Source organism: Streptomyces nanhaiensis (assembly GCF_046614825.1).
Taxonomy (GTDB): domain Bacteria; phylum Actinomycetota; class Actinomycetes; order Streptomycetales; family Streptomycetaceae; genus Streptomyces; species Streptomyces radiopugnans.
The window spans coordinates 32,130-55,719 of the sequence record NZ_JBKJFM010000018.1 but is presented as its reverse complement, the minus strand read 5'-3'; the positions used below and the strand labels follow the sequence as shown (position 1 = coordinate 55,719).

Genomic DNA, 23,590 nt, shown 5'->3' with positions numbered 1-23,590 from the left:
AGGGGCCGTCGTCCTCGACTCGGACCCGGCCGCCGAGTACGAGGAGATGCTGGTGAAGCTGCGCGCTCCGCTGCGGGGGTGGCCGCCGCCTGCGACGAGGCCCGCCGCTGCCTGGACACCCTGCGGCTGCTGGGCCGCCTCGGCGAGGGCGCGGCGGCCGGGGACCTGGGCTTCCTGGGGCTGCTGCTGGCCGACGGCCGGGACATCGACGGCTTCGTCCGCCGCACCCTCGGCCCGCTCCTGGAGTACGACGAGCGCCGCGGCACGGACCTGGTGGGCACCCTGGAGGCGTACTTCGCCTCCGGCTCCAGCCCGGCCCGCACCAAGGACGTGCTCCACGTCCACGTCAACACCGTGGCCCAGCGGCTGGAGCGGGTCGGGCGGCTGCTGGGGAGCGACTGGCAGTGCCCGGAGAGGGCCCTGGAGGTGCAGCTCGCGCTGCGGCTGCACCGGATGTCCGCCGCCGTCGCCCGCTGACCGCCCGGGGGGAGGGGCGGTCGGCGGGCGGTCGGCGGGTGACGGCGCTCAGCGGCCGTCAGCGGTCGTCAGCGGCCGTCCACGGAGGAGGAGGCGCCGCGCGCAGACGGCACCCTCCCGGAGACCCCGGGTTCCTCCGGCCCGTCGGGCCCGTCGGGCTCCCCGATCCGCTCCAGATCCCGCATCCGGGTCTCCTTGGCCACCCCGACCGCGAGCACTGTGAGCAGCGCGGCGGCGATCACGTACAGCGCCACCGGCGTCGAGCCGCCGAAGTCCGCCAGCAGGGCGGTGGCGATCAGCGGCGCCGGGGCACCGGCGGCCACCGACGAGAACTGCGCGCCGATCGAGGCCCCGGAGTAGCGCACCCGGGTGGCGAACAACTCGGAGAAGAACGCCGCCTGCGGGGCGTACATCGCGCCGTGGAGGACGAGCCCGACCGTCACCGCCAGCAGTACCGCGCCGAAGGACTCGGTGTCGATCAGCCAGAAGAACGGGAACGCCCACAGGCCCACCCCGGCGGCGCCCAGCAGATAGACCGGCTTGCGGCCCCACCGGTCCGACAGCGCGCCCCACACCGGGATGGCCGCGAAGTGGACGGCGGAGGCGATCAGCACCGCGTTGAGCACCGTCTGCTTCTCCAACTCCAGGTGCTTGGTGCCGTAGACCAGGACGAAGGCGGTGATGACGTAGTAGCTGATGTTCTCCGCCATCCGCGCGCCCATCGCGATCAGCACGTCGCGCCAGTGGTGGCGCAGCACGGCCAGCAGCGGCATGGTCTCCGCCTTCGCCGTCGCGGTCCCGGCGTTCTCGGCGGCCCTGCGCGCCTCGGCCTTCGCCAGGGCGGCCTTGAAGACCGGCGACTCGTCGACCGACAGCCGGATCCACAGGCCCACCAGCACCAGCGCCCCCGACAGCAGGAACGGCACGCGCCAGCCCCAGGAGACGAACGCCTCCTCCGACAGCACCGCCGTCAGCACCGCCAGTACGGCGGTGGCCAGCAACTGGCCCGCCGGAGCGCCGGTCTGCGGCCAGGACGCCCAGAAACCGCGCCGGCGCGCGTCACCGTGCTCCGACACCAGCAGCACCGCACCGCCCCACTCGCCGCCGAGCGCGAAGCCCTGCACCAGTCGCAGCACGGTCAGCAGGACGGCCGCCGCGGAGCCGAGCTGGGCGTGGGTGGGCAGCAGCCCGATCGCGAAGGTCGCGCCGCCCATCATCAGCAGGCTGATCACCAGCAGCTTCTTGCGGCCGAGCCGGTCGCCGTAGTGGCCGAAGACCAGCGCGCCGACGGGGCGGGCGACGAAGCCCACCGCGTAGGTCACGAAGGCCAGCAGCGTACCGACCAGCGGGTCGGACTCGGGGAAGAACAGCTTGTCGAAGACGAGCGCGGCGGCGGATCCGTAGAGGAAGAAGTCGTACCACTCGATGGTGGTGCCGATCAGGGACGCTGTGACGACGCGCTTGAGGGAGCCGGGAGTCGCCGGGGTCGGGGGAGGGGAGGCCATGGGCACCACTTCCGGGCAGCTGGATGGGACGGAACGTGCCGCCACACCGTAGGAAAACGCAGGTCGCGGGCGTATGTGGTGGGACACCACAGTTCCGCGCTGCGCAGTGCGCGCGCCCGCCATGCCGCGGGCCGGGGCGCGGCCGGGGCGCTCCTGCGCCGTGTCCCGGCCCGGTCCCTGTCGGTGCTCGGGCTCACGCTCTTCGCCTTCGGGGCACTGGCCCGGATCACCGGCTTCCTCCCGGTGGTGGTGGCCGGCAGCCTGCTCATCGGCCTGGGCCTGCCCTGGCCGCTCATCAGCGCCCTGACCACGGTCCAGAAGGAGACCTCGGGCGAACTGCTCGGCCGGGTGGCCGCCACCGCGAACACCCTGGTCTTCGCACCCACCGCGCTCGCCCTCCTCGCCGGCACAGCCCTGGTGGCCACCCTGGACTACAGGGTTCAGCTCCTCGCGGCCGGTGCGCTCGTCCTGGCGGCGGCCGTGCTGCTCGCGGTCACCGGCCGTCCCCACGCCGTGCCGTCCGCCGGGCCGAACGAGGATCACCTGCCGCGCCAAGCCGACGCCGCGAAGAAGGGATAGACGATGCAGGACGACCCGAGGAACGAGGGGGACCCACACGCTCCTTCCCGCCCCGCAGTCGGCGGCTCGCCGGCAGCCCACGCCCACCGACCCGTGCAACGCAGCCGGGGACGGCCGCGGTCCGTTCGACTTCTCCGCTCCGGGGCCGACCTGGCGCCCCAACAGGTCATCCCGTCCGGCCGGTCGGCAGTGGACCGATGCCGCCGTTTGATCGCGGGCTTCCTTGTCGACAGACTGCCCCTGTGAAACCGTTTGGTGTGGTTGCCGAGGCGCGGATCGGGAAGCGGCGATGAGCGCCGACCTGCCCTTCTTCCGGTATCACCCGGACCCCTTGGCGAGCGGCTCCATCCGCGCGTCCGCCGAGACGTGCGCGTGCTGCGGCCGCGGCACGGGCTGGATCTACACGGCGACCTTCTACACCGCCGATGAGGTCGGCGGACGCTTCTGCCCGTGGTGCATCGCGGACGGGAGTGCGGCCGAACGCTTCGCCGGGGAGTTCACCGACTCCTACGGGCTCGACGGTGTTGGCGAGGACGTCGTCCACGAGGTCACCCGCCGCACTCCCGGGTTCCATGCCTGGCAGGATCCACGCTGGCTCGTCCACTGCCACGACGCGGCCGCCTTCATGGGCGAGGTCGGCTACACCGAGTTGGCGGCACATCCCGATGCCCTCGACCAACTGCGGGCCGACCTGCGCATCGAGGGCCGGTACGACGAGGACAGGCTCGAGCGCTTCCTGACCCACCTGGGGGAAGCGGCGACCGTCATGCTCTTCCGCTGCACCGTCTGCGGCACCCACCTCGCCTACACGGACGCTTCCTGAAAACCGCATGTCTTGGCGGTTTTGCGGTAACGGGCAAGGGCGGTGCGGGCGGCGGCATCCGGCCGCCCTGGAGATGGCCGGCTCGTTCTCCCAGCGGTGCCTGCCCGGCCGGGTGGGGGACCCAACTCCCTTGCGGTGATGCGCTTGACCCCCAAGGAAGGTCTGGTGCTCGCCGCGCGCGTCCGTGTTCGGCCGTCAAGCGCCACTCCAGGCTGATGACACGGGTGCCTTCGGACATGGCCGGCACGATCTCGGACATGGCGGGCACGATCCCGGTCCGGAAGTGTGTGGTTGCCCGCCGCTGTCCTGTGCGGCCGGACCCTGGTCTTCGCGGTCGGTGGTTGGTGGCCGGGAGCTCCACGCCGTCGGGCGTCGAGCGGCGCGGAGGGCCGGGCGTCGCAAACACCGGACCGTGCGACTAGCGTGCCTGTGCGTGACCCATACCGAGACCGAGATCACCGCGGAGCTGGTCCGGGACCTGTTGCGCGACCAGCATCCCGACCTGGCCGACCGCCCGTTGAGGCTCGGCGCGCGTGGTTGGGACAACCAGCTGTGGCGGCTCGGCGACGACCTCGCCGTACGACTGCCCTGGGCGACGCGGTCCGCGGACGAGCTGCTGCGCAAGGAGTACGCGTGGCTGCCCGTGCTCGCCCCGCGCCTGCCGCTGCCGGTTCCCGTACCGCACCGCCAGGGTGAGCCCTCCGAGCGGTTTCCGCGGCCCTGGATCGTCACCACCTGGGTGCCGGGCGAGCCCGCCGACCGGGCGCCCGTCACGCGCGCCGCGGAGGCGGCCGACACCCTGGCCGCCTTCCTCACCGCCCTCCACCGGCCCGCTCCCGCCGGGGCTCCCGCGGGCCGTTACCACGGGGGGCCACTGGCCGACCGTGCCGAGGGATTCGCCGGGCAGCTCGCCGCGGCCACGGAGGCGGGGCTGGTCCCCGACCCGGACGCCGTCCGCGCCGTCTGGGAGGACGCCGCCGCCGCGCCCGGCTGGGCGGGCCCGCCGCTGTGGCTCCACGGCGACCTGCACCCGGCCAACGTCCTCGTCAAGGGCGGCACTTTCTGCGGTGTGATCGACTTCGGCGACCTGTGCGCGGGCGATCCCGCCTGCGACCTCGCCGCCGCGTGGCTGCTGCTGCCGGACGGCGCCGCCGATCGCTTCCACGCCGCGTACCGGCCGGCCCCGGACGCGGCCACCCTGCGCCGTGCCCGGGGCTGGGCGGTGTCGAAGGCCCTCACCTGCATCCTCATCGCAGACGCCGGCGTTCACGGCCGCCCCGGCGGCAAACCCACCTGGGGCCCGCCCGGCCATGCCGCGCTCGGGCGGCTGACCGCAACGGCCCACCGCTGACCGCACCCCCGACTTCCCGGTCCTTCGGCGAAGGGGGGTGCGTTTGCTCACCGGACCGCTTCGGTGCTCGGGCCGGGCGTGGTCGCGGTACGGGAGGGGAGGGCGACGAGCAGTGCGACCGCGACCAGGATCCCGCTCGCCCACAACGGTCCGAGGACCCCGTTGGCGGTGGTGAGGGTGGCCGCGGCGATCAGAGGGCCGACGACGGCGCCGGTGTTGAAGGCGGCGGTGGCGTACGCCCCGGCCAGGGTGGGCGCTGCGGCGGCCTCGTACAGGACCCGGGTGATCAAGGTGGCGCCCAGCGCGAACGACAGCGCGCCCCGCGCGAACACCAGGATGAGCAGGGCGGCCGGCTCCTCGGCCAGCAGCGCCAGGGCCGGCCAGCCGGCCGGCGACGGTGACCCCGGCGAAGGATCCGGCGCCGAAGAGCACCAGGGCGACCGGGACCCACCACGCGCCCAGTCCGGCGGGCCGGTCACCACCGGGGCGAGGAAGGTGAAACCGGCGAACGTGGCGGCGTTGACCAGCGCGCCCAGCAGCATCGCCCGCAGCAGCGGCGCCCTGGTGAGCTGGGCGAACTCCGCCCGCAGGGCCGTTCCGCCGGCCGTCTCCTGCCGCATGCGTCCGGCCGGGACGCCCGTCAGGATGCCGAGGGCCGCGGAACGCGGCGGGACGGCGGGGAGCTGCGGACTCAGTGGTGCAAGGGGCTGACGGCGTGACCGAAAGCCCCCGCCCTGTCCGACTCAGGACTCGACATGGCCCGCACGCTACCCGGCCGGCGCCCGCCGGAGCACCCCGGTTTCACCGGCACCCGCCGCCGGGCGGACGGTGAGTGTTCCGTCACGCCCTGGGTGGTGCGCCGGAGCCCCTGCTGGAGTTGAATGGGGGCGGACCTTTTGAGCGGACGGGGGTGGGCGTGTTGCGCGCTGTGGTGGGCAGGCCGTTGGTGGCGGTGGCCGCGGTGGTTGCCGTGGTGGCCGCCGGTGTGGGGCTGTACTGGTTCCAGCCGTGGAAGCTGTGGCAGGACGAGACCGTGCGGGAGTCCCTGCCCGCGGCATCGGGCGCGCCCTCCCCGTCGGCGGCCGGCCCGGAAACCGCCGCCTCCGAGCCGCCCGCGCAGACCGGGCCGCGAACGCTCGCCGACGGCGACCTGATCTCCCACGAGCACGCGACGTCGGGGAAGGTGCGGCTGGTCCAACTGGCCGACGGCTCCTACGTCGTACGCCTGGAGGACCTCGACACCAGCAACGGCCCCGACCTGCACGTCTGGCTGACCGACGCGCCGGTCAAGGAAGGCCGGGCCGGCTGGGGGGTCTTCGACGACGGGGAGTACGTCAGCCTCGGCAAGCTGAAGGGAAACCGGGGCGACCAGAACTACGCGCTGCCCGCCGGGGTCGATCCGGACGCGTTCACCAGCGTGAGCATCTGGTGCGACCGCTTCGACGTCTCGTTCGGAGCGGCGGAGCTGGAGCGGGTCTGACGGGGGCACCGGCGGCCTGTCCCGGCGTGGTCATCGCCATCGCCGGGGTGCTGTAGCGGCGATGCGCCTGCCGTGGCGGCGGCGCCCCGCCCCGGGCGGCTCCGGCCGTTCCGCGGCGGCTCCCTGCCACGGGCCGGGGCGACGGGGGCGGGCTCGGGAGCGCAGGTCCTCCAACGGTGCGGACTTCCGCGTGCGCGGGCCTGCCGTGCATACGGGCGTACCGGAGCGACACCCCCGTGGACGTCGCCGGCCGCCCGGGCCGGCGCGGGCCCGGACGGCCGGTGGATCTCGCGGCGGAGGACGTGCCCCCGCCGGTCAGTGGCTGTCGACGAGTCGTCCGGCGAGCCTGTCGTGGATGGCGGCGCTGGCCTTGTTCAGGCCGATGATGGTGACCTCCTTGCCGCGGGCGGCGTACTTGGTCTCGATCGCGTCCAGGGCGGCCACCGAGGAGGCGTCCCAGATGTGGGCGTCGGACAGGTCGATGACGACGGTGTCGGGGTCGCCGGCGTAGTCGAACTGGTAGACCAGGTCGTTGGAGGAGGCGAAGAACAGCTCGCCGGTGACCGCGTAGACGACGCCGGTGCCGTCGGGGTCCACGACGCCGGAGACCTCGGCGAGGTGGGCGACGCGGCGGGCGAAGATCACCATGGCGGTGATGACGCCGACGACGACACCGATGGCGAGGTTGTGGGTGGCGACGACCACGGCGACGGTGACGGCCATCACGGCGGTCTCGCCGACGGGCATCCGCTTGAGGGTCTTCGGCTGGACGGAGTGCCAGTCGAAGGTGGCGAAGGAGACCAGGATCATCACCGCGACCAGGGCGGCCATCGGGATGGTGGAGACCACGGGGCCGAGGGTGACCACCAGGATCAGCAGGAAGACGCCGGCGAGGAAGGTCGACAGCCGGGTGCGGGCACCGGAGGCCTTGACGTTGATCATGGTCTGGCCGATCATCGCGCAGCCGCCCATGCCGCCGAAGAGGCCGGTGACGACGTTGGCGACACCCTGGCCGACGGACTCGCGGGTCTTGTTGGAGTGGGTGTCGGTGATGTCGTCGACCAGCTTGGCCGTCATCAGCGACTCCATCAGCCCCACCAGGGCGAGGGCGAATGCGTAGGGGGCGATGGTGACCAGCGTGTCGGCGGTGAGGGGGACGTCGGGCAGGCCGGGTACGGGCAGGGCCGAGGGCAGTTCGCCCTTGTCTCCGACGGTGGGCACCGCGATGCCGGCGGCGATGGTGACGACGGTCAGGATGACGATGGACACCAGCGGGGCGGGCACGGCCCTGGTCACCCGGGGGAAGAGCACCATCAGCGCCAGTCCGCCGGCCACCAGCGGGTAGACCGCCCAGGGCACGTCGGTGATCTCCGGCACCTGGGCCATGAAGATCAGGATGGCCAGCGCGTTGACGAAGCCGACCATCACGCTGCGGGGGACGAAGCGCATCAGCTTGGCCACCCCCAGCGCGCCGAGCGCGATCTGCATCAGACCGCCCAGGATGACGGCGGCGACCAGGTAGCCCAGCCCGTACTCGCGGTTGAGGGGGGCGATGACCAGCGCGATGGCGCCGGTGGCGGCGGAGATCATCGCCTTGCGGCCGCCCACGACGGAGATGACCACGGCCATGGTGAAGGAGGCGAACAGGCCGACGGCCGGGTCCACCCCGGCGATGATGGAGAAGGAGATCGCCTCGGGGATCAGGGCCAGGGCGACGACCAGGCCGGCCAGCACCTCGGTGCGGAAGACCTTGGGAGAGGCGAGCCAGTCGGGGCGGGAGGGGCGCAGCCGCCGGGCTGCGGAGGTGTCAGCGGACATGCATCCGTTTCCGTATCGGGCGCGCAGGCGGGAAGGCGTACGCGCGCAGCGTGCGCGACTCCGGGTGGGAGCGGGAAGGCCGGTCGGCCGCGGCCGTCTTCGGTGACGGGGGCGCAACCGGGGATCGGCGGACGCGGAGGGCCGCCGGTCGGGCATCATTGCCCGGCAGGATCGGGGGCGGACGGTGTCCCGCCCGGAAACAAACTCTACCCTGACGTGAGGGATGACTACGACCGTGGCCCTGTAAATCGCAGGTGAACGCCGTGCGGGATCTTGTGATTCATATCACCCGGTAGGGTTGAGGCTTACAGATCCGAAAAGTGTTCGGGTATCGGAGGGGAATCGGCAGTGGCGGACGAGCAGCGGATGCAGATCGGTGAGGTGGCCGACCGGACGGGCCTGTCGCTGCGCACCATCCGGCACTACGAGGAGGTCGGCCTCGTCGTCCCCTCCGCCCGCACCAAGGGCGGCTTCAGGCTCTACACCGCCGCCGACGTCGACCGCCTGATGGTCATCCGCCGGATGAAGCCGCTGGACTTCTCCCTGGAGGAGATGCGGGACCTGCTGTCGATCACCGACCGGCTCGCCTCCGGCGAACCGCTGCCGGACGCCGAGCGGGAGCGGCTGCGCGAACGGCTGGACGCCTACCGCAAGGTGGCCGACGCCCGCTGCGAGACCCTGCGCGCCCAGCTCATGGCCGCCGAGGACTTCGCCGCCACCCTCCGCCGCAGGCTCGGCCCGCAGGACTGAGCGGCGGGGCGGGACGCCCCGGTTCCGGGCCCGCCGCGCCTTTCGGCCCCTGCCGCGGAGGGCCCTCACGGCCCGCCTGTCGCCCCGTCCGCGGGGCGAACCGGCAGGTGGGAGAGGTGACCTGCGGGGAGGGGCGGTGGAGCGGCTCCGCGACCCTCCGGTAGCGTCAGGGTATGAGCCATCCACACCCTGAGCTGAAGCCCGCCCCCGAACTGCCCGAGGGAGGGCTGAGGGTCGTCGCCCTGGGCGGCCTGGGGGAGATCGGCCGCAACATGACCGTCTTCGAGTACGGCGGCAAGCTGCTGATCGTCGACTGCGGAGTGCTGTTCCCCGAGGAGCACCAGCCCGGCGTGGACGTGATCCTGCCGGACTTCACCTCCATCCGCGACCGCCTGGAGGACGTGGTGGCCGTGGTGCTCACCCACGGCCACGAGGACCACATCGGCGGCGTGCCCTACCTGCTGCGCGAGCGCGCGGACATCCCCGTCGTCGGCTCCAGGCTGACGCTTGCCTTCCTGGAGGCCAAACTCAAGGAGCACGGCATCAGGCCGCGCACGGCGCGGGTGCGCGAGGGCGACCGGCGGGGCTTCGGCCCCTTCGACTGCGAGTTCGTCGCGGTCAACCACTCCATCCCCGACAGCCTGGCAGTCGCCATCCGCACCGGCGCGGGCCTGGTGCTGCACACCGGCGACTTCAAGATGGACCAGTTCCCGCTGGACGGCCGCATCACCGACCTGCGCGCCTTCGCCCGGCTCGGCGAGGAGGGCGTCGACCTCTTCCTCACCGACTCCACCAACGCCGAGGTCCCCGGCTTCACCACAGCCGAGGCCGATCTGAACCCCGCGATCGAGCAGGTGATGCGCACCGCACCCCGGCGGGTCATCGTCTCCAGCTTCGCCAGCCACGTGCACCGCATCCAGCAGGTGCTGGACGCCGCCCACGCCTACGGCCGCAAGGTCGCCTTCGTGGGCCGCTCGATGGTCCGCAACATGGGGATCGCCCGTGAACTGGGCTACCTGAAGGTCCCGGCCGGCCTGGTGGTCGGCATGAAGGAGCTGGAGAAGCTGCCCGACCACAAGGTCACGCTGGTGTGCACCGGGTCGCAGGGCGAGCCGATGGCGGCGCTGTCCCGCATGGCCAACCGCGACCACATGATCCGCATCGGCAAGGGCGACACCGTGCTGATGGCCAGCTCCCTCATCCCCGGCAACGAGAGCGCCATCTACCGGGTGATCAACGGGCTGACCCGGTGGGGCGCCAACGTCGTCCACAAGGGCAACGCCAAGGTCCACGTCTCCGGCCACGCCAGCGCCGGCGAGCTCGTCTACTGCTACAACATCGTCAGGCCCCGCAACGTGATGCCGGTGCACGGCGAGTTCAAGCACCTCAAGGCCAACGCCGACCTGGCCGTGCGCACCGGCGTCGACCCCGACCGGGTCGTCATCGCCGAGGACGGCGTCGTCGTCGACCTCGTCGACGGGCGCGCCTCCATCACCGGCAAGGTGCCCGCGGGCAACGTCTACGTCGACGGCATGGAGGTCGGCGGCGCCACCGAGGCCTCCCTGAAGGACCGGCTCACCCTCGCCGCCGAGGGCGTGGTGACGGTCGTCGCCATCGTCGACGCCGACACCGGGGCGCTGGCCGAGCCCCCGGACTTCCTGGCCCGCGGCTTCGTCCACGACGAGGAGACGTTCGCGTCGGCCATCCCCGTGATCGAGAAGACCCTCGCCTCGGCGGCCGAGGAGGGTGTGGGGGACGCGCAGCAGCTCGAGCAGCTCATCGCCCGCTCCGTGGCCTCCTGGGCCTTCCGCACCTACCGCCGCAAGCCGATGGTCATCCCCGTCGTCATCGACGCCTGACCGGGCCGGTCCGCCCCGCCGCTTTCCACCCCGCCCGTCCAGCCCGTACCGGAAGGCGACCGCATGAGCCCGCGCTTCGAGGAGATCGACTGGCGCCCCACCCCGATGGGCGACATCAGCCTGCGCCGCCGCCGGGATCCGTCGACCGGCCAGGAGGTGTACGAGGTCAAGCTCGGCGACGAGTTCCTCATGTCCAGCCTCTTCACGGCCGGGGAGGTCGGGCTGGCCCGGCTCGGCCTGGCCGCGCTCCCGGACGGGGGAGCCGGCACAGGCGGCGGCGCCGGGCTGGACGTCGCCGTGGGCGGGCTCGGCCTCGGCTACACCGCGCGGGCCGTGCTGGAGGACCCGAGGGTGCGTTCGCTGGTCGTCGTCGACGCCCTCCCCGACGTCATCCGCTGGCACGAGGAGAAGCTGGTGCCGCTGGGCGAGGCACTGGTGTCGGACCGGCGCTGCCGGCTCGTCCAGGGGGACTTCTTCGCGCTTGCCGCGGGAGCCGAAGGACTGGACCCGCAGCGGCCGGGCCGCCGACTCCACGCGATCCTGCTGGACGTCGACCACTCGCCGCGCCATGTGCTGCACCCGAGCCACGCCCCGTTCTACGAGGAGACCGGGCTGCGCGCCCTGTCCGGGCACCTCCACCCCGGCGGCGTCTTCGCCCTGTGGTCCAACGACCCGCCGGACGAGGACTTCACCGCCGTACTGGCGCGGGTCTTCGCCACCGCCGAGGCCCATGTCGTCCGCTTCGACAACCCCTACCAGCCGGGTGCGGCGGCCAACACCGTCTATGTGGCAGGCAAGGCCGCCGGAGCGTGAGGGCGGTGCGGGGCCGCGACCGGTCCCCCGATCCGGTCGCGGCCCCGCTGCTCTGGGGGGTGGTCAGGCGCCGCAGCAGCCGCCCGCCGGGCTCTGCTCGGTCCGGTCGGCCTGCTCGGCCTGCTCGGTCCGGTCGGTCTGCGGGGCCGGAGCCTCGGTGGTTGCGGTGGCGGTGAGCTGGACGAGTTCCGGTGTGGGGGCTGCGCAGCAGCCTCCGCCGCTCTGGTCGCCGCCCTCGGCCGCCTCGGGGGTGTCGAAGAGTCCGGCGCCGCCGCACACTCCGGTCTCCGGCAGGGTCAGCTCCACGCGGTCGGCCGACTCGATGTCGCCGGCGAGGGCGGCGACGACCGAGCGGACCTGCTCGTAGCCGGTCATGGCCAGGAAGGTCGGGGCGCGGCCGTAGGACTTCATGCCCACCAGGTACACGCCCTGTTCGGGGTGGGACAGCTCGCGGTGGCCGTGGGGGTAGACGGTGCCGCAGGAGTGGACGTTGGGGTCGATCAGGGGGGCGAGCGCCACCGGCGCCTGGAGGCGCTCGTCCAGGCCCAGGCGCAGCTCGGACAGGAAGGACAGGTCGGGGCGGAAGCCGGTGAGGACGATGACCTGGTCCACCGGCTCCAGCCGCCGGCCGTCCTCGCCGGCCGGCACCAGCCGTCCGTGGTCGTCGCGTTCGATCGCCCGGGTGCGGAAGCCGGTGACCGCGTCGGCGTGACCGTCGTCGACGGCGGCCTTGGCGGCCAGGCCCAGCGCGCCGCGGGCGGGGAGCTGGTCGGCTTCGCCGCCGCCGAAGGTGGAGCCGGAGATGCCCCGGCGCAGGATCCAGGTGGCGTGGGTGCCCTTGCCGTCCTCGGTGCGGGCGAGGTCGGCCAGGTAGGCGAGCGCGGTGAAGGCGGAGGCGCCCGAGCCGATCACGGCGGTGCGCTTTCCGGCGTAGCGGGCGCGGACGGCCGGGTCGGCGAGGTCGGGGACGCGGTAGGTGATGCGGTCGGCCGCGGCGCGTTCGCCGAGCGCGGGCAGGCCGTCGCCGCCGGCCGGGCTCGGGGTGGTCCAGGTGCCGGAGGCGTCGATGACGGCGCGGGCCAGGAGGCGTTCCTCGCCGCCGTCGGCGTACCGGAGGTGGACGGTGAAGGGCTGGGCGGCGCGGTCGGTGTCCACGACGCGGTCGCGGCCGGCGCGGGAGACGCCGGTGACGGTGGCGTTGCAGCGCACGCGCTCGCCGAGGGCGTCGGCCAGCGGCTTCAGGTAGTGCTCGGCCCAGTCGCCGCCGGTGGGGTAGGTGGCGGGGTCGGGCCGGACCCAGCCGGTGGGGGCCAGCAGCTTCTCGGCGGCCGGGTCGATGACCTCGCCCCAGGTGGAGAACAGCCGCACGTGGGCCCACTGCCGCACCGCGCTGCCCGCCGCCGGTCCGGCCTCCAGGACCAGCGGGTCCAGACCGTGTTCGGTCAGATGGGTGGCGGCGGCCAGGCCGACGGGGCCTGCTCCGATGACGACGACCGGGTACTGCTGGACGCTCATGGCTTTCTCTCCCTGGTGCGGGCGGCCGGAGCCGGAGGTGCGGGGCGGATCGGCGGATGCGGGGCCGCGGTCTCCACGGGGAAGGGCGTTCCGCCCGGACCACCGGCTCGATCGCTGTCGATGTCCTGGAGCTTGCCACGCTGTATCGACAAACGTCAAGATAGACATGCGTCGAAGCAGGGGGCGTGTGGCCATGCCCTCCCGCCGCCCGGTTCTTCGGCGCTCCCCGGAACGGCACAACGACCCGAAGGGCCCGCATCCCGATGGAAGACGCCGACCTGATCGTCATCGGCGCCGGGCAGTCCGGCCTGGCCACCGCCGCCCTCGCCCCGCGCCGCGGCTTCGCCCGCACCCTGGTCCTGGAGGCCGCGGAGCAGGCGGGCGGGGCCTGGCCGCACTACTACGACAGCCTCACCCTCTTCTCCCCGGCCCGCTACAGCGCGCTCCCCGGCGCGGACTTCCCCGGCGATCCGGACCGGTACCCGAGCCGGGACGAGGTGGTGGCCTATCTGCGTGCCTACGCCCGACGCCTGCCCGCCCGGATCAGCACCTCCACCACCGTCGTCTCCGCCGCCCGCGAGCAGGGCGCCTGGGTGGTGCGGGCCGGGGACGGCCGCCGCTTCACCGCGCGGGCGGTCGTCGCCGCGACCGGCGACTACGGCAACCCCCGTATGCCGGACCTGCCCGGGCGGGCGGAGTACGGCGGCCGCGTGCTGCACGCCGCCGACTACCGCGACCCCGGCGGTTTCGCCGGCCGGCGGATCGTGGTGGTCGGCGGCGGCAACTCCGCCGTCCAGATCGCCGCCGAACTCGGCGCCGTCGCCGACGTCACCGTGGCCACCCGCCGCCCGATCGGCTGGACGCCGCAGCGCCCGCTCGGCAGGGACCTGCACTGGTGGCTGAGGTACACGGGGCTGGACGCCGTCCCCGTGGGCCGGCTGCTGCACAGGGTCCCGGTCTCGGTGCTCGACGACGGCCGCCACCGTGCCCTGCTGCGGGAGCGGGGTGTGGACCGGCGGGAGATGTTCACCCGCCTCACACCCGAGGGCGTGCTGTGGGCCGACGGCACCGAGGAGGCGGTCGACACCGTCCTGGCGGCCACCGGCTACCGGCCCGCCTTCCCCTATCTGGCGGGCACCGGCGTCCTGGACACCGGCGGCCGCCCCCTCCACCGCGGCGGCGTGGCGGCCACCGTGCCCGGACTGGGCTTCGTCGGCCTGGAGTTCCAGCGCTGCTTCTCCTCCAAGACGCTGCGCGGGGCCGGCCGCGACGCCGCCCGCGTCCTGTCCCGCCTCGCCGCCCGCACCCGTCCGTGGCCCGGTTCGGCTGCGGAGCCGGAACGGGTCTGACCGGGAGTGCGAGCGGGGCCGGAGGGCGGCGCGGGGGCGGGGCCGGGGCGCTCACAGCCCGGTGGGGTACGTCTCCTCCTCGCCCGTGCCGTGTTCGTAGCGGTGGAGGGGGTCCAGCGCCCGGGTGCGGTCCAGGTAGAGGAAGGCGTCGTAGCGGTCGGTGAGCACGGTGGGGACGTAGTTGCCCCAGCGTTCGGCCTGCGGCCGGTAGACGACCCCGATGGCGCGGTGGTCGCTCTCCTCGCGGCGCCAGGCCGGCGCGGGGACGCCGGCGCCCCAGACGAACAGCGCCGAGCCGCCGGGCAGTGCCCGGTGCAGCAGGTCCTCCACGCTGCCGTCCCGGGCGGGCGGCACCCGCATCGTCTCCGGTGGCATGCCCCACTGCTGTGCGGCGACCACCGTTCCCCCGTAGGAGCCGAAGCCGACCAGCACCACACCCTCGGCCGCGTGCCGTTCGCGCAGCAACTGCCCGACGTTGACCATGCCCGCGTCGGCCATGTCGGTGGCCCGGGCGTCCCCGACGTGGGTGTTGTGCTCCCAGACCACCGCCTTGGTCCCCGGGCCGTGGTGGGCCGCGAGCCGGTCGAGGGTGTCGGCCATGTGGTGGTCGCGGATGTTCCACGACTCCGGGCCGCCGCGCACCATCGCCCGGTAGTAGCGCTCCGCGCCCGCCAGGATCTCGGCGTTCTGCCGGACGGTGAACTCCGCCGTCCGGCCGCCGTCGGCGCCGGACGCCTGCCTCCGGCCGGCCCGCTCCCGCAGTCCGGTCAGCAGGGAGACCACCTCCGCCCGGCACCCGGCGGGCACCACCTGGGTGGCCAGCGCGTACGACTGCGGATCCCGGGCGTACGGCTCGAAGCAGCGGCAGGCGGCGAGGGCCTGCTCCACCTGGTCGGGGTCGTGTTCGCGCACGTGGTCCAGCACGGCGTGCAGCGACTCCCACAGGCTGTAGACGTCGAGTCCGAAGAAGCCGACGCGCTCCCCGGCGGGCAGGGCGAGGTTGTACCCGCGCAGCCACCGGGCGAACTCCAGCACCTCGGTGTTGGCCCACATCCACCGCGGCCAGCGCCCGAAGCCGTCCAGCACCTCCCCGGGGTCCTCCGGGGTGCCGGGGGCGCCGGTGACGCAGTGGTGCAGGGACTGGCAGTCGGGCCAGTCGCCCTCCACGGCCACCAGCGAGAAGCCCTTCTCCGCGATCAGCCGGCGGGTCAGCTCCGCCCGCCACCGGTAGAACTCCGCGGTGCCGTGGGATGCCTCGCCGACGGCCACGTAGCGGGCGTCGCCGATCCGCTCCAGCAGGGGATCGAGGGAGTGCGGGCCGGTCAGCGGCAGGGCTTCGCCGCGTATCTCCCGCACCTTCCGCATCTCCTGTGCCTCCCGGCCCTCTCGCGCCGCCGTGCCGTCGGCCGAACCCCCGGTGACTGCCATCGCCGTGCTCTCCCTGGTCGCGCGGGTGCCTGCGGGCGGGCCCCGGCCCGCCCGGCTGCCGGTGCCCGGTCCGCGGTACCCCGGGGCGGGCGGCGTAACACCCCTCCCGGGCCGGGGGCCCGGGGCCCGGGGCCCGCGGTTTCCGGCGGCGGGCCCCGGGCACCCGCGACCCGTTCGGATGAACGCGACCGGCCCGTGAAGGGAAGGGTGAGTGCTGATGAAGGCCGTCGTATGGCACGGCGTGGGTGACATCCGGGTGGAGGACGTACCGGAACCGAAGATCCACGAACCGTACGACGCGATCGTGCGGATCACCTCGTCGGCGATCTGCGGGACCGACCTGCACTTCGTGCGCGGCACGATGCCGGGCATGAAGGAGGGGCGGATCCTGGGCCACGAGGCCGTCGGAATCGTGGAGGAGGTCGGAGCGGGCGTGCGGAACTTCCGCCCGGGCGACCGGGTGGTGGTGCCCTCCACGGTCGCCTGCGGGACGTGCAGCTACTGCCGGGTCGGCTACTACGCCCAGTGCGACAACGCCAACCCCGGCGGGCGCCGGGCGGGCACGGTGTTCTTCGGCGGTCCCGAGGCCGCCGGCGGCCTGGACGGGCTGCAGGCGGAGTACGCCCGGATCCCGTACGCCCACGTCGGGCTGGTGCCGCTGCCGGACACCGTCGACGACGCCCAGGCGATCCTGCTGTCCGACATCTACCCCACGGCGTGGTTCGGCGCGCGGCTGGCCGAGATCGGCTCCGGCGACACGGTCGCGATCCTCGGCGCCGGCCCCGTGGGCCAGTCCGCGATCGCCTGCGCCCGGCTGCAGGGCGCCGGGCGGATCATCGTGGTGGACGGCGTTGCCGACCGCCTGGACCTGGCCCGCGACCAGCACGCCGAGACGGTCGACTTCAACGCCGAGGAACCCGTCGAGGCGGTCCTGGACCTGACCGGCGGCATCGGTGTGGACCGGGTGGTCGACGCGGTCGGCGTCGACGCCGAGCGTCCCGCCCGCGGCCCGGCCGCCGAGGCCCTGGCCGGGCAGGCGCAGGATTTCGACCGCGAGCGCGACGAGGTCGCCCCCGAGCAGCGGCCCGACGGCGACACCTGGGTCCCCGGCGACGCGCCGTCGCTGGCGGCCCGCTGGGCGGTGCGGATGGCGGCCAAGGCCGGCACCGTCGGAACCATCGGGGTCTATCCGCCGCAGGTGGAGCACTATCCGTTCGGCGAGGCGTTCATGAAGAACCTCACCCTGCGGATGGGCAACTGCAACCACCGCCGCTACCTGCCCCGCCTGGTGTCCATGGTCGCCTCCGGCGAACTGGACCCCACCCCGCTGCTGACCCGCTGGGCCGAGGTCCCCGACGCCGTCGAGGCGTACCGGACGTTCGACCGCCGGGAGTCGGGCTGGACGAAGGTGGCCCTCGGCGTGGACGGCCACGGCTCGGTCGCCCCCGGCCTCGGTGAGGCGGCCGGTACCGGAGCGGCCACCACCGCGGGGACCGGGCGGACGGGGGGAAGGTGAGCGCCGCGGCAGCGTACGCGGGGAAGCGGGTCCGCGAGACCGGCGGCCCCCACCGCGCCGGGCGCCCGCGGACGGCCCGCGCCGAGCGAGGGGGAACGCCTCCGGCCGCTCCGGCGGGCCCGCCGAGTCCGGGACCGGGCGCCACCGACCGGGCGCCGAGCCCCCGGACGGCGGCCTGAACCGGGCCGCCGTCGGGCCGCAGCCGGACCGCGCAGCGGAAGCGGCCCCTCGCGTGAAGGCGTGCGAGGGGCCGCTTCCGCTGTCCGCCCCGTCTCGCGGGCACACCGGAAAACCGGCAAAACGCCTATGAGATGTCCAATTGGCCATTGAGGCGAAAAACCCCGGTGGGGAACTTATGGCAGCCATGTTCGCCAATGGCTCCTGTCGTGAACAACGCCCCATAAAGGACTGGTCGTTCGGGAGGTGTGCCGGGAATCACACCTTCGTGCTCCTCGTGTGCCCGCCGCTGAGATCCTTAATTGCCGGCGGCCGAAATTCCTGGCCGGAAAGCGTTTTGACGGGTGTGCCGCCCTCCGCGCCCCGGTTTCCGGCCGGTTGCCGGACACGCACGGCGGCCATGTTTGTCGGATCGGTGACAAAGTGAGGGGCCGTCGGATTTCCGGCGCCTTGTCTTCCGTGAATTCCCTGTGTTTATGTGGCCTGGCCTTCGCCGCCCATGGTGGGGGCTCCACCGCCGGGACGCCGAGTCCTGCCGCCCGGCCGGGGAGAGGCAGCAGCCGACCACGGCAGGAGCGGGGAAACCACATACGCGCCGTGCCGCGCCTTCGGCGGCCCGGCTTGGGGTGAAGCCGATTCCCGAAGCCCCTGACGCGAAGGGAACGGCCGGGCAACTCCAGCCCGAATCCGACAGCTAACCCCGCAGGCGTGGGAGAGGAAGCACACCCATGTCCCGTGGTCGTCACCGCCGCCCCCGCACACCCCTGATATCCCGTCAGTTCTCGCGCGTCTCCCTCGCGCTCACCGCCGGCGGCGCGGGCATCGCCGCGCCGCTGGTCGCCGCCGGCAGCGCGAACGCTGCCTCCACCGAGGTGTGGGAGAAGGTCGCCGAGTGCGAGGCCGGCGGCAACTGGTCCATCAACACCGGCAACGGCTACTTCGGCGGACTGCAGTTCTCCCAGTCCAGCTGGGAGGCCGCCGGCGGCACCGAGTACGCGCCGCGCGCCGACCTGGCCACCAAGGAGGAGCAGATCGCCGCCGGCGAGAAGCTGCTCGCCCTCCAGGGGCCGGGAGCCTGGCCCACCTGCGGACCCGCGGCCGGGCTCGGCCGGGACTCCGGCGCCCCGGCCGGCGGCACCGCCACCCAGACGCGCGGTGAGTCCAAGGTGAGAGCCGGGACGGAGACCGGGGCGAAGTCCGCGGCGAAGCCCCGGGGAGAGCGCGGGTCCACCGCCGGCTCCCACACCGTCGCCTCCGGCGACACCCTCCACTCGATCGCCACCAGCCACGGTGTCGAGGGCGGCTGGCAGGCCGTCTACGACGCCAACCGCGAGATCGTCGGCGGCAACCCGCACCTGATCTTCCCCGGCCAGGAACTGGCCCTGTCCGCCCGTTCCTCCGCTGGCGGACAGGAGCGCGCCCCGGAGCGCGCGGACCGGACACAGACCCGCCCGGCCGCCAAGAAGACCGTGCCCCAGGCCTCGCCGAAGGCCTACGCGAACAACCTCGACGGCTGGATCCGCGAGGCCCTGGACATCATGCGTGCCAACGGCATCCCCGGCACCTACGAGGGCATCCACCGCAACATCATCCGCGAGTCCGGCGGCAACCCGAACGCGATCAACAACTGGGACATCAACGCCCAGCGCGGCACCCCCTCGATCGGCCTGCTCCAGGTCATCAAGCCGACCTTCGACGCCTACCACGTCCCGGGCACGGCCAACAGCCAGTACGACCCGGTCGCCAACATCGTCGCGGCCTGCAACTACGCGGCCGACCGCTACGGCTCGATCGACAACGTCAACGGGCCCTACTGAGACGGCCGGGCCCGCGGGCCCGGCGGCCCCGCCCCCGCATCCCCGCCCCTTGTGGCGGCGCGAACGCGCCGCCACAAGGGGCGGGGCCCTTTCGGGGGGAGGCCCTCCACGGGATATCTTGATGTCGAGCAATGTTGCAGACGTGGAGCGGAGCACCCGGTGACTGACTCGACCATCATCTACACACAGACCGACGAGGCCCCGGCCCTGGCGACGTACTCGTTCCTGCCGGTGGTCAGGGCCTACGCCGCCAAGGCGGGTGTCGCCGTGGAGAGCCGCGACATCTCCCTGGCGGGGCGGATCATCGCGGTCTTCCCCGAGTACCTCAAGGAGGAGCAGCGCATCGGTGACGCGCTCACCGAGCTCGGCGAGCTGGCCAAGACCCCCCAGGCCAACATCATCAAGCTGCCGAACATCTCGGCCTCCATCCCGCAGCTCAAGGCCGCCGTCGCCGAGCTCCAGGAGAAGGGCTACGCGCTGCCGGACTACCCCGACGACCCCAAGACCGACGAGGAGCGGGAGATCCGCGCCCGCTACGACAAGGTCAAGGGAAGCGCCGTCAACCCGGTGCTGCGCGAGGGCAACTCCGACCGCCGCGCCCCCGCCTCGGTGAAGAACTACGCCAAGACCCACCCGCACCGCATGGGCGCCTGGACCCCCGAGTCCAGGACGAACGTCGCGACCATGGGCGTGGACGACTTCCGCTCCACCGAGAAGTCCGCGGTCCTCGCCGAGGACGGCGCCCTCCGCATCGAGCTGGTGGGCGACGACGGCTCCACCACCGTGCTGCGCGAGTCCGTACCCGTGCTCGCCGGCGAGGTCGTGGACGCGGCCGTCATGCGGGTGGCCGCGCTGCGCGAGTTCCTCAAGGAGCAGGTAGCCCGCGCCAAGGCCGAGGGCGTGCTGTTCTCGGTCCACCTGAAGGCCACCATGATGAAGGTCTCCGACCCGATCGTCTTCGGTCACGTGGTGCGCGCCTTCTTCCCGAAGACCTTCGCCGAGTACGGCCAGACCCTCGCCGCCGCCGGCCTCACTCCGAACGACGGCCTCGGCGGCATCCTCAAGGGCCTGGAGTCGCTGCCCGAGGGCGCGAAGATCAAGGAGTCCTTCGAGGCCGAGCTGGCCGAGGGCCCCGAGCTGGCCATGGTCGACTCCGACCGCGGCATCACCAACCTGCACGTCCCCAGCGACGTCATCGTCGACGCCTCCATGCCGGCCATGATCCGCACCTCCGGCCACATGTGGGGCCCCGACGGCCGGGAGCACGACACCCTCGCGGTCCTGCCCGACAGCTCCTACTCCGGCGTCTACCAGGCCGTCATCGACGACTGCCGCGCCAACGGCGCCTTCGACCCGGCCACCATGGGCTCGGTGCCCAACGTCGGCCTGATGGCGCAGAAGGCCGAGGAGTACGGCAGCCACGACAAGACCTTCGAGATCCCCGCCACCGGCACCGTCCGGGTGACCGACGGCGACGGCAACGTCGTGCTGGAGCAGACGGTCGGCGCCGGCGACATCTTCCGCATGTGCCAGACCAAGGACGCCCCGATCAGGGACTGGGTCAAGCTGGCCGTCACCCGCGCCCGCGCCACCGGCGCCCCGGCGGTGTTCTGGCTGGACGAGACCCGCGCCCACGACGCCATGCTGATCGAGAAGGTCCGCACCTACCTGGCCGAGCACGACACCGAGGGTCTGCGGATCGAGATCATGGCGCCGGTGGAGGCCACGAAGTTCTCCCTGGAGCGCATCCGCCGCGGCGAGGACACCATCTCGGTCACCGGCAACGTGCTGCGCGACTACCTCACCGACCTGTTCCCGATCCTCGAGCTGGGCACGAGCGCCAAGATGCTCTCCGTCGTCCCGCTGATGAACGGCGGCGGCCTGTTCGAGACCGGCGCCGGCGGCTCCGCGCCCAAGCACGTCCAGCAGCTGGTCAAGGAGAACTACCTGCGCTGGGACAGCCTGGGCGAGTTCCTGGCCCTGGCGGTCAGCTTCGAGCACCTCGCGCAGACCACGGGCAACGCCAAGGCCCAGGTGCTGGCCGACACCCTCGACCGGGCCACGGCCACCTTCCTCAACGAGGACAAGTCTCCCACCCGCCGCATCGGCGGCATCGACAACCGCGGCAGCCACTTCTACCTGGCGCTGTACTGGGCGCAGGAGCTGGCGAGGCAGACCGACGACGCCGAGCTCGCGCAGGCCTTCGGCCCGCTGGCGCAGGAGCTGACCGAGCAGGAGCAGACGATCGTCGGCGAGCTGGTCGCCGTCCAGGGCTCCCCGGCCGACATCGGCGGCTACTACCGGCCCGACGACGACAAGGCCTCGGCCGTGATGCGCCCGTCGGAGACCTTCAACCGGGCCCTGGCGAGCCTGGCCTGACGCGGCGGGCGCGGGGGCCGTCCCTCCGCACCCGCGCCCTTCCCGTGACGCCGCCGCCCCGGCCGGACCCCTCGTCCGGCCGGGGCGGCCTTCCCTGTCTCCCGGGGGCGTGAGCCCGGCGGGCGCCGCCGGTACGCCCGGCCCGCCCGTGCGCTCACTCCGCCCGTGCGCTCACTCCGCCCGTGCGCTCACTCCGCCCGTGCGCTCAGTCCTCCCGTACCCGCAGGACGACCTTGCCCGCCGCGCCGCGCCCGTCGAGCTCGCGCAGCGCGTCCGCGGCCCTCTCAAGGGGGTGGACGGAGCCGACCAGCGGGTCGAGCGCACCGCTCTCCAGATGGGGCAGGATCTCCTCCCACTGCTCGCGCAGGTACTCCGGCCGGGGCAGCCAGAAGGCGCCCCAGCCCACCCCGACGACCTCGATGTTGTTCAGCAGCAGCCGGTTGACCTTCACGGTGGGGATCTCGCCGCCCGTGAAGCCGACCACCAGCAGGCGCCCCTCCGGGGCGAGGCTGCGCAGCGAGTCGGTGAAGCGGTCCCCGCCGACCGGGTCGAGGACGACGTCGACGCCCCGCCCCCCGGTCAGCTCCGCCACCGGCTGCCGGAACCCCTCGGCGAGCACCGTCTCGTGGGCCCCGGCCCGGCGGGCGACCTCCGCCTTGGCCTCGGTGGAGACCACCGCGATCACCCGTGCCCCCAGGGCGCGCGCCATCTGCACCGCCGCCGTGCCCACGCCGCCCGCGGCCCCGTGCACCAGCACCGTCTCGCCCGCGCGCAGCCGCCCCCGGCGGGCCAGCGCGAAGTGGACCGTCAGGTAGTTCATCGGCACCCCGGCGCCGGCCGTGAACGACAGCCGCTCCGGCAGCGGGAAGACGACCGACGGGTCGGCCGCCACCCGTTCCGCGAAACCGCCGAAACCGGGGAAGGCGGCCACCCGGTCGCCCGGCGCCAGGCCGCTGCCCCCGGGGGCGCTGCGGACGGTGCCGGCCACCTCCGAGCCGGGTACGAACGGCGGCTCGGGCCTGAGCTGGTACCGCCCGCGGGTCAGCAGGACGTCCGGGTAGGTCACGCCCGCGGCGTGGACGTCGACGAGCACCTGGCCCGGGGCCGGCCGCGGGTCGCCGGTGTCGGCGACCCGTACGGCGCCGGGGCCGTCCAGGGACACCACCTGTACTGCGCGCATGGGGACGGGGATTCCTTCCGGGAGAGCGGACGGTGGGGGAGCGGCGGGGTCAGCGGTAGGTGAGCAGTGCGCGCCGCTCCCCGGTGAAGTGCGCATGGTCGTTGAAGGCCAGCAGGCTGATGCCGGAGGAGCCCGCGGCGAGGGTGGTGATCGCCGCGTTGACGGCGACCCGGTTCAGTGCCACGACCCCGGCGGGCGGCGCGGACAGCAGCCCTCCGCACAGGGCCGCCAGCACCCCGCCGGAGGTGACCACCACCGCGTCGCGCCCGGGCCCGAGTCCGGCGGCCAGCTCCCGCAGCGCGCCGGCGGCACCGGAGGCGAACCGCTGCCAGCCGCCCTCGCCCGTGTCCGCCATCCACGCCTCCAGGGCCCGGTCGAGGAGTGCCTGTACGCCGCGCGAATCACCGCGCGAGCCGGCGGGGGCGGGGGCGGGGGCGTCGGTGGAGGCGTCGGTGCGGGCGTCCGCGGGCGGGCTCTGCGGGGCGGTGCCGCCGTAGCGTCCGACGAGGCCGATGTGGTCGTACTCGTTCCACCGCGGGTCGGTGCGCGGCGCCCCGGGCAGCCCGGCGGTCCTCACGATGATCTCCGCCGTGTCGCGCTGCCGGGCCAGGGTGCCGCAGACCACGACCGGATCGCGCGGCGCGCGCCGGGCCAGCTCGGCCCCGGCGACCTCCGCCTGTCTGCGCCCGAGGTCCGACAGCACGTCGTACCCCTCGGCCGTGTCGGCGCCGAACGTGGCCTGGCCGTGGCGGACCAGGTGGATGACCGGCATCG

18 protein-coding genes, 1 pseudogene and 1 riboswitch are annotated in these 23,590 nt (G+C 73.6%); of the genes and pseudogenes, 12 read left to right on the top strand and 7 right to left on the bottom strand.

All coding sequences use genetic code 11. The annotated features are described in order from the left end of the window. The coding region (locus ACLIYP_RS07705; protein WP_412712390.1) for a PucR family transcriptional regulator at nt 1-477 on the top strand (477 nt) is incomplete at its 5' end. A gap of 68 nt (nt 478-545) precedes the next feature. Here the strand turns inward: ACLIYP_RS07705 and ACLIYP_RS07700 are convergent. Further along, nucleotides 546-1,982: an MFS transporter gene (locus tag ACLIYP_RS07700; RefSeq protein WP_412712389.1), complete on the bottom strand. Its 1,437-nt coding sequence runs from the start codon at nt 1,980-1,982 to the stop codon at nt 546-548. 78 nt (nt 1,983-2,060) lie between these two features. Between ACLIYP_RS07700 and ACLIYP_RS07695 the strand changes: the two genes are divergently transcribed. The 3 genes from ACLIYP_RS07695 to ACLIYP_RS07685 all read left to right on the top strand — a co-directional run bounded on the left by ACLIYP_RS07695 (nt 2,061) and on the right by ACLIYP_RS07685 (nt 4,735). Then, nucleotides 2,061-2,561, top strand: coding sequence for a hypothetical protein (locus ACLIYP_RS07695; protein ID WP_412712388.1), 501 nt, complete (start codon nt 2,061-2,063; stop codon nt 2,559-2,561). Between the two features lie 289 nt (nt 2,562-2,850). After that, nucleotides 2,851-3,384: a CbrC family protein gene (locus ACLIYP_RS07690; RefSeq protein ID WP_412712387.1), complete on the top strand. Its 534-nt coding sequence runs from the start codon at nt 2,851-2,853 to the stop codon at nt 3,382-3,384. Between the two features lie 433 nt (nt 3,385-3,817). After that, nucleotides 3,818-4,735: an aminoglycoside phosphotransferase family protein gene (locus ACLIYP_RS07685; RefSeq protein WP_412712386.1), complete on the top strand. Its 918-nt coding sequence runs from the start codon at nt 3,818-3,820 to the stop codon at nt 4,733-4,735. A 47-nt stretch (nt 4,736-4,782) separates the two neighbouring features. Here ACLIYP_RS07685 and ACLIYP_RS07680 read toward each other — a convergent pair. After that, nucleotides 4,783-5,394: pseudogene (locus tag ACLIYP_RS07680) on the bottom strand (MFS transporter); the annotation flags it as partial. Nucleotides 5,395-5,645: 251 nt separating this feature from the next. Here ACLIYP_RS07680 and ACLIYP_RS07675 point away from each other — a divergent pair. Continuing rightward, nucleotides 5,646-6,215, top strand: coding sequence for a DM13 domain-containing protein (locus ACLIYP_RS07675; protein ID WP_412712385.1), 570 nt, complete (start codon nt 5,646-5,648; stop codon nt 6,213-6,215). Between the two features lie 315 nt (nt 6,216-6,530). Here ACLIYP_RS07675 and ACLIYP_RS07670 read toward each other — a convergent pair whose 3' ends face one another. Beyond that, the gene (locus ACLIYP_RS07670) at nt 6,531-8,033 is read right to left on the bottom strand and encodes a SulP family inorganic anion transporter (RefSeq protein ID WP_412712384.1); all 1,503 of its coding nucleotides are present in this window, start codon (nt 8,031-8,033) and stop codon (nt 6,531-6,533) included. A gap of 366 nt (nt 8,034-8,399) precedes the next feature. Between ACLIYP_RS07670 and ACLIYP_RS07665 the strand changes: the two genes are divergently transcribed. The 3 genes from ACLIYP_RS07665 to ACLIYP_RS07655 all read left to right on the top strand — a co-directional run bounded on the left by ACLIYP_RS07665 (nt 8,400) and on the right by ACLIYP_RS07655 (nt 11,455). Beyond that, the gene (locus ACLIYP_RS07665; RefSeq protein WP_412712392.1) at nt 8,400-8,783 is read left to right on the top strand and encodes a MerR family transcriptional regulator; all 384 of its coding nucleotides are present in this window, start codon (nt 8,400-8,402) and stop codon (nt 8,781-8,783) included. Between the two features lie 173 nt (nt 8,784-8,956). After that, a complete protein-coding gene (locus ACLIYP_RS07660; protein ID WP_412712383.1) occupies nt 8,957-10,642 on the top strand; it encodes a ribonuclease J in 1,686 nt (561 codons plus the stop codon). A 63-nt stretch (nt 10,643-10,705) separates the two neighbouring features. Beyond that, nucleotides 10,706-11,455 carry a spermidine synthase family protein gene (locus ACLIYP_RS07655; RefSeq protein WP_412712382.1) on the top strand — a complete coding sequence of 250 codons (750 nt, stop codon included), beginning with the start codon at nt 10,706-10,708 and terminating at the stop codon, nt 11,453-11,455. Nucleotides 11,456-11,518: 63 nt separating this feature from the next. Here the strand turns inward: ACLIYP_RS07655 and ACLIYP_RS07650 are convergent, their stop codons facing one another. Beyond that, nucleotides 11,519-12,970, bottom strand: a complete 1,452-nt coding sequence (locus ACLIYP_RS07650; protein ID WP_412712381.1) for an FAD-dependent oxidoreductase — start codon at nt 12,968-12,970, stop codon at nt 11,519-11,521. A gap of 263 nt (nt 12,971-13,233) precedes the next feature. On the opposite strand from ACLIYP_RS07650, the gene ACLIYP_RS07645 reads away from it, so the two are divergent. Continuing rightward, nucleotides 13,234-14,319 (top strand): flavin-containing monooxygenase, encoded by a 1,086-nt coding sequence (locus ACLIYP_RS07645; RefSeq protein WP_412712380.1) that lies wholly within the window; start codon nt 13,234-13,236, stop codon nt 14,317-14,319. A 51-nt stretch (nt 14,320-14,370) separates the two neighbouring features. On the opposite strand, the gene ACLIYP_RS07640 is transcribed toward ACLIYP_RS07645, so the two are convergent. Continuing rightward, nucleotides 14,371-15,747 (bottom strand): erythromycin esterase family protein, encoded by a 1,377-nt coding sequence (locus tag ACLIYP_RS07640; RefSeq protein ID WP_412712379.1) that lies wholly within the window; start codon nt 15,745-15,747, stop codon nt 14,371-14,373. A gap of 217 nt (nt 15,748-15,964) precedes the next feature. Here ACLIYP_RS07640 and ACLIYP_RS07635 point away from each other — a divergent pair, with 217 nt between their 5' ends. From ACLIYP_RS07635 to ACLIYP_RS07625, 3 genes are all read left to right on the top strand, one after another. Next, nucleotides 15,965-17,263, top strand: a complete 1,299-nt coding sequence (locus ACLIYP_RS07635) for a zinc-dependent alcohol dehydrogenase (protein WP_412712378.1) — start codon at nt 15,965-15,967, stop codon at nt 17,261-17,263. Between the two features lie 725 nt (nt 17,264-17,988). Next, a riboswitch (cyclic di-AMP (ydaO/yuaA leader) is annotated at nt 17,989-18,162 on the top strand. A gap of 6 nt (nt 18,163-18,168) precedes the next feature. Then, on the top strand, nt 18,169-19,257 hold the full coding sequence (locus ACLIYP_RS07630; RefSeq protein WP_412712377.1) for a transglycosylase family protein: 1,089 nt from the start codon (nt 18,169-18,171) through the stop codon (nt 19,255-19,257). Nucleotides 19,258-19,416: 159 nt separating this feature from the next. Next, nucleotides 19,417-21,636 (top strand): NADP-dependent isocitrate dehydrogenase, encoded by a 2,220-nt coding sequence (locus tag ACLIYP_RS07625; protein ID WP_412712376.1) that lies wholly within the window; start codon nt 19,417-19,419, stop codon nt 21,634-21,636. Between the two features lie 205 nt (nt 21,637-21,841). On the opposite strand, the gene ACLIYP_RS07620 is transcribed toward ACLIYP_RS07625, so the two are convergent. Both ACLIYP_RS07620 and ACLIYP_RS07615 read right to left on the bottom strand, forming a co-directional pair. Then, entirely contained in the window at nt 21,842-22,816 is a 975-nt protein-coding gene (locus ACLIYP_RS07620; RefSeq protein ID WP_412712375.1) for an NADPH:quinone oxidoreductase family protein, read from the bottom strand. 49 nt (nt 22,817-22,865) lie between these two features. Next, on the bottom strand, nt 22,866-23,588 hold the full coding sequence (locus tag ACLIYP_RS07615) for a histidine phosphatase family protein (RefSeq protein ID WP_412712374.1): 723 nt from the start codon (nt 23,586-23,588) through the stop codon (nt 22,866-22,868). Nucleotides 23,589-23,590: the final 2 nt, after the last annotated feature.

What these genes read in the sequence shown, in the direction of transcription:
- ACLIYP_RS07700 (WP_412712389.1), bottom strand. Translation starts at nt 1,982, where the DNA reads ATGGCCTCCCCTCCCCCGACCCCGGCGACTCCCGGCTCCCTCAAGCGC.
- ACLIYP_RS07665 (WP_412712392.1), top strand. Translation starts at nt 8,400, where the DNA reads ATGCAGATCGGTGAGGTGGCCGACCGGACGGGCCTGTCGCTGCGCACC.
- ACLIYP_RS07690 (WP_412712387.1), top strand. Translation starts at nt 2,851, where the DNA reads ATGAGCGCCGACCTGCCCTTCTTCCGGTATCACCCGGACCCCTTGGCG.
- ACLIYP_RS07645 (WP_412712380.1), top strand. Translation starts at nt 13,234, where the DNA reads ATGGAAGACGCCGACCTGATCGTCATCGGCGCCGGGCAGTCCGGCCTG.
- ACLIYP_RS07655 (WP_412712382.1), top strand. Translation starts at nt 10,706, where the DNA reads ATGAGCCCGCGCTTCGAGGAGATCGACTGGCGCCCCACCCCGATGGGC.
- ACLIYP_RS07635 (WP_412712378.1), top strand. Translation starts at nt 15,965, where the DNA reads ATGAAGGCCGTCGTATGGCACGGCGTGGGTGACATCCGGGTGGAGGAC.
- ACLIYP_RS07660 (WP_412712383.1), top strand. Translation starts at nt 8,957, where the DNA reads ATGAGCCATCCACACCCTGAGCTGAAGCCCGCCCCCGAACTGCCCGAG.
- ACLIYP_RS07620 (WP_412712375.1), bottom strand. Translation starts at nt 22,816, where the DNA reads ATGCGCGCAGTACAGGTGGTGTCCCTGGACGGCCCCGGCGCCGTACGG.
- ACLIYP_RS07630 (WP_412712377.1), top strand. Translation starts at nt 18,169, where the DNA reads ATGTCCCGTGGTCGTCACCGCCGCCCCCGCACACCCCTGATATCCCGT.
- ACLIYP_RS07670 (WP_412712384.1), bottom strand. Translation starts at nt 8,033, where the DNA reads ATGTCCGCTGACACCTCCGCAGCCCGGCGGCTGCGCCCCTCCCGCCCC.
- ACLIYP_RS07615 (WP_412712374.1), bottom strand. Translation starts at nt 23,588, where the DNA reads ATGCCGGTCATCCACCTGGTCCGCCACGGCCAGGCCACGTTCGGCGCC.
- ACLIYP_RS07640 (WP_412712379.1), bottom strand. Translation starts at nt 15,747, where the DNA reads ATGGCAGTCACCGGGGGTTCGGCCGACGGCACGGCGGCGCGAGAGGGC.
- ACLIYP_RS07650 (WP_412712381.1), bottom strand. Translation starts at nt 12,970, where the DNA reads ATGAGCGTCCAGCAGTACCCGGTCGTCGTCATCGGAGCAGGCCCCGTC.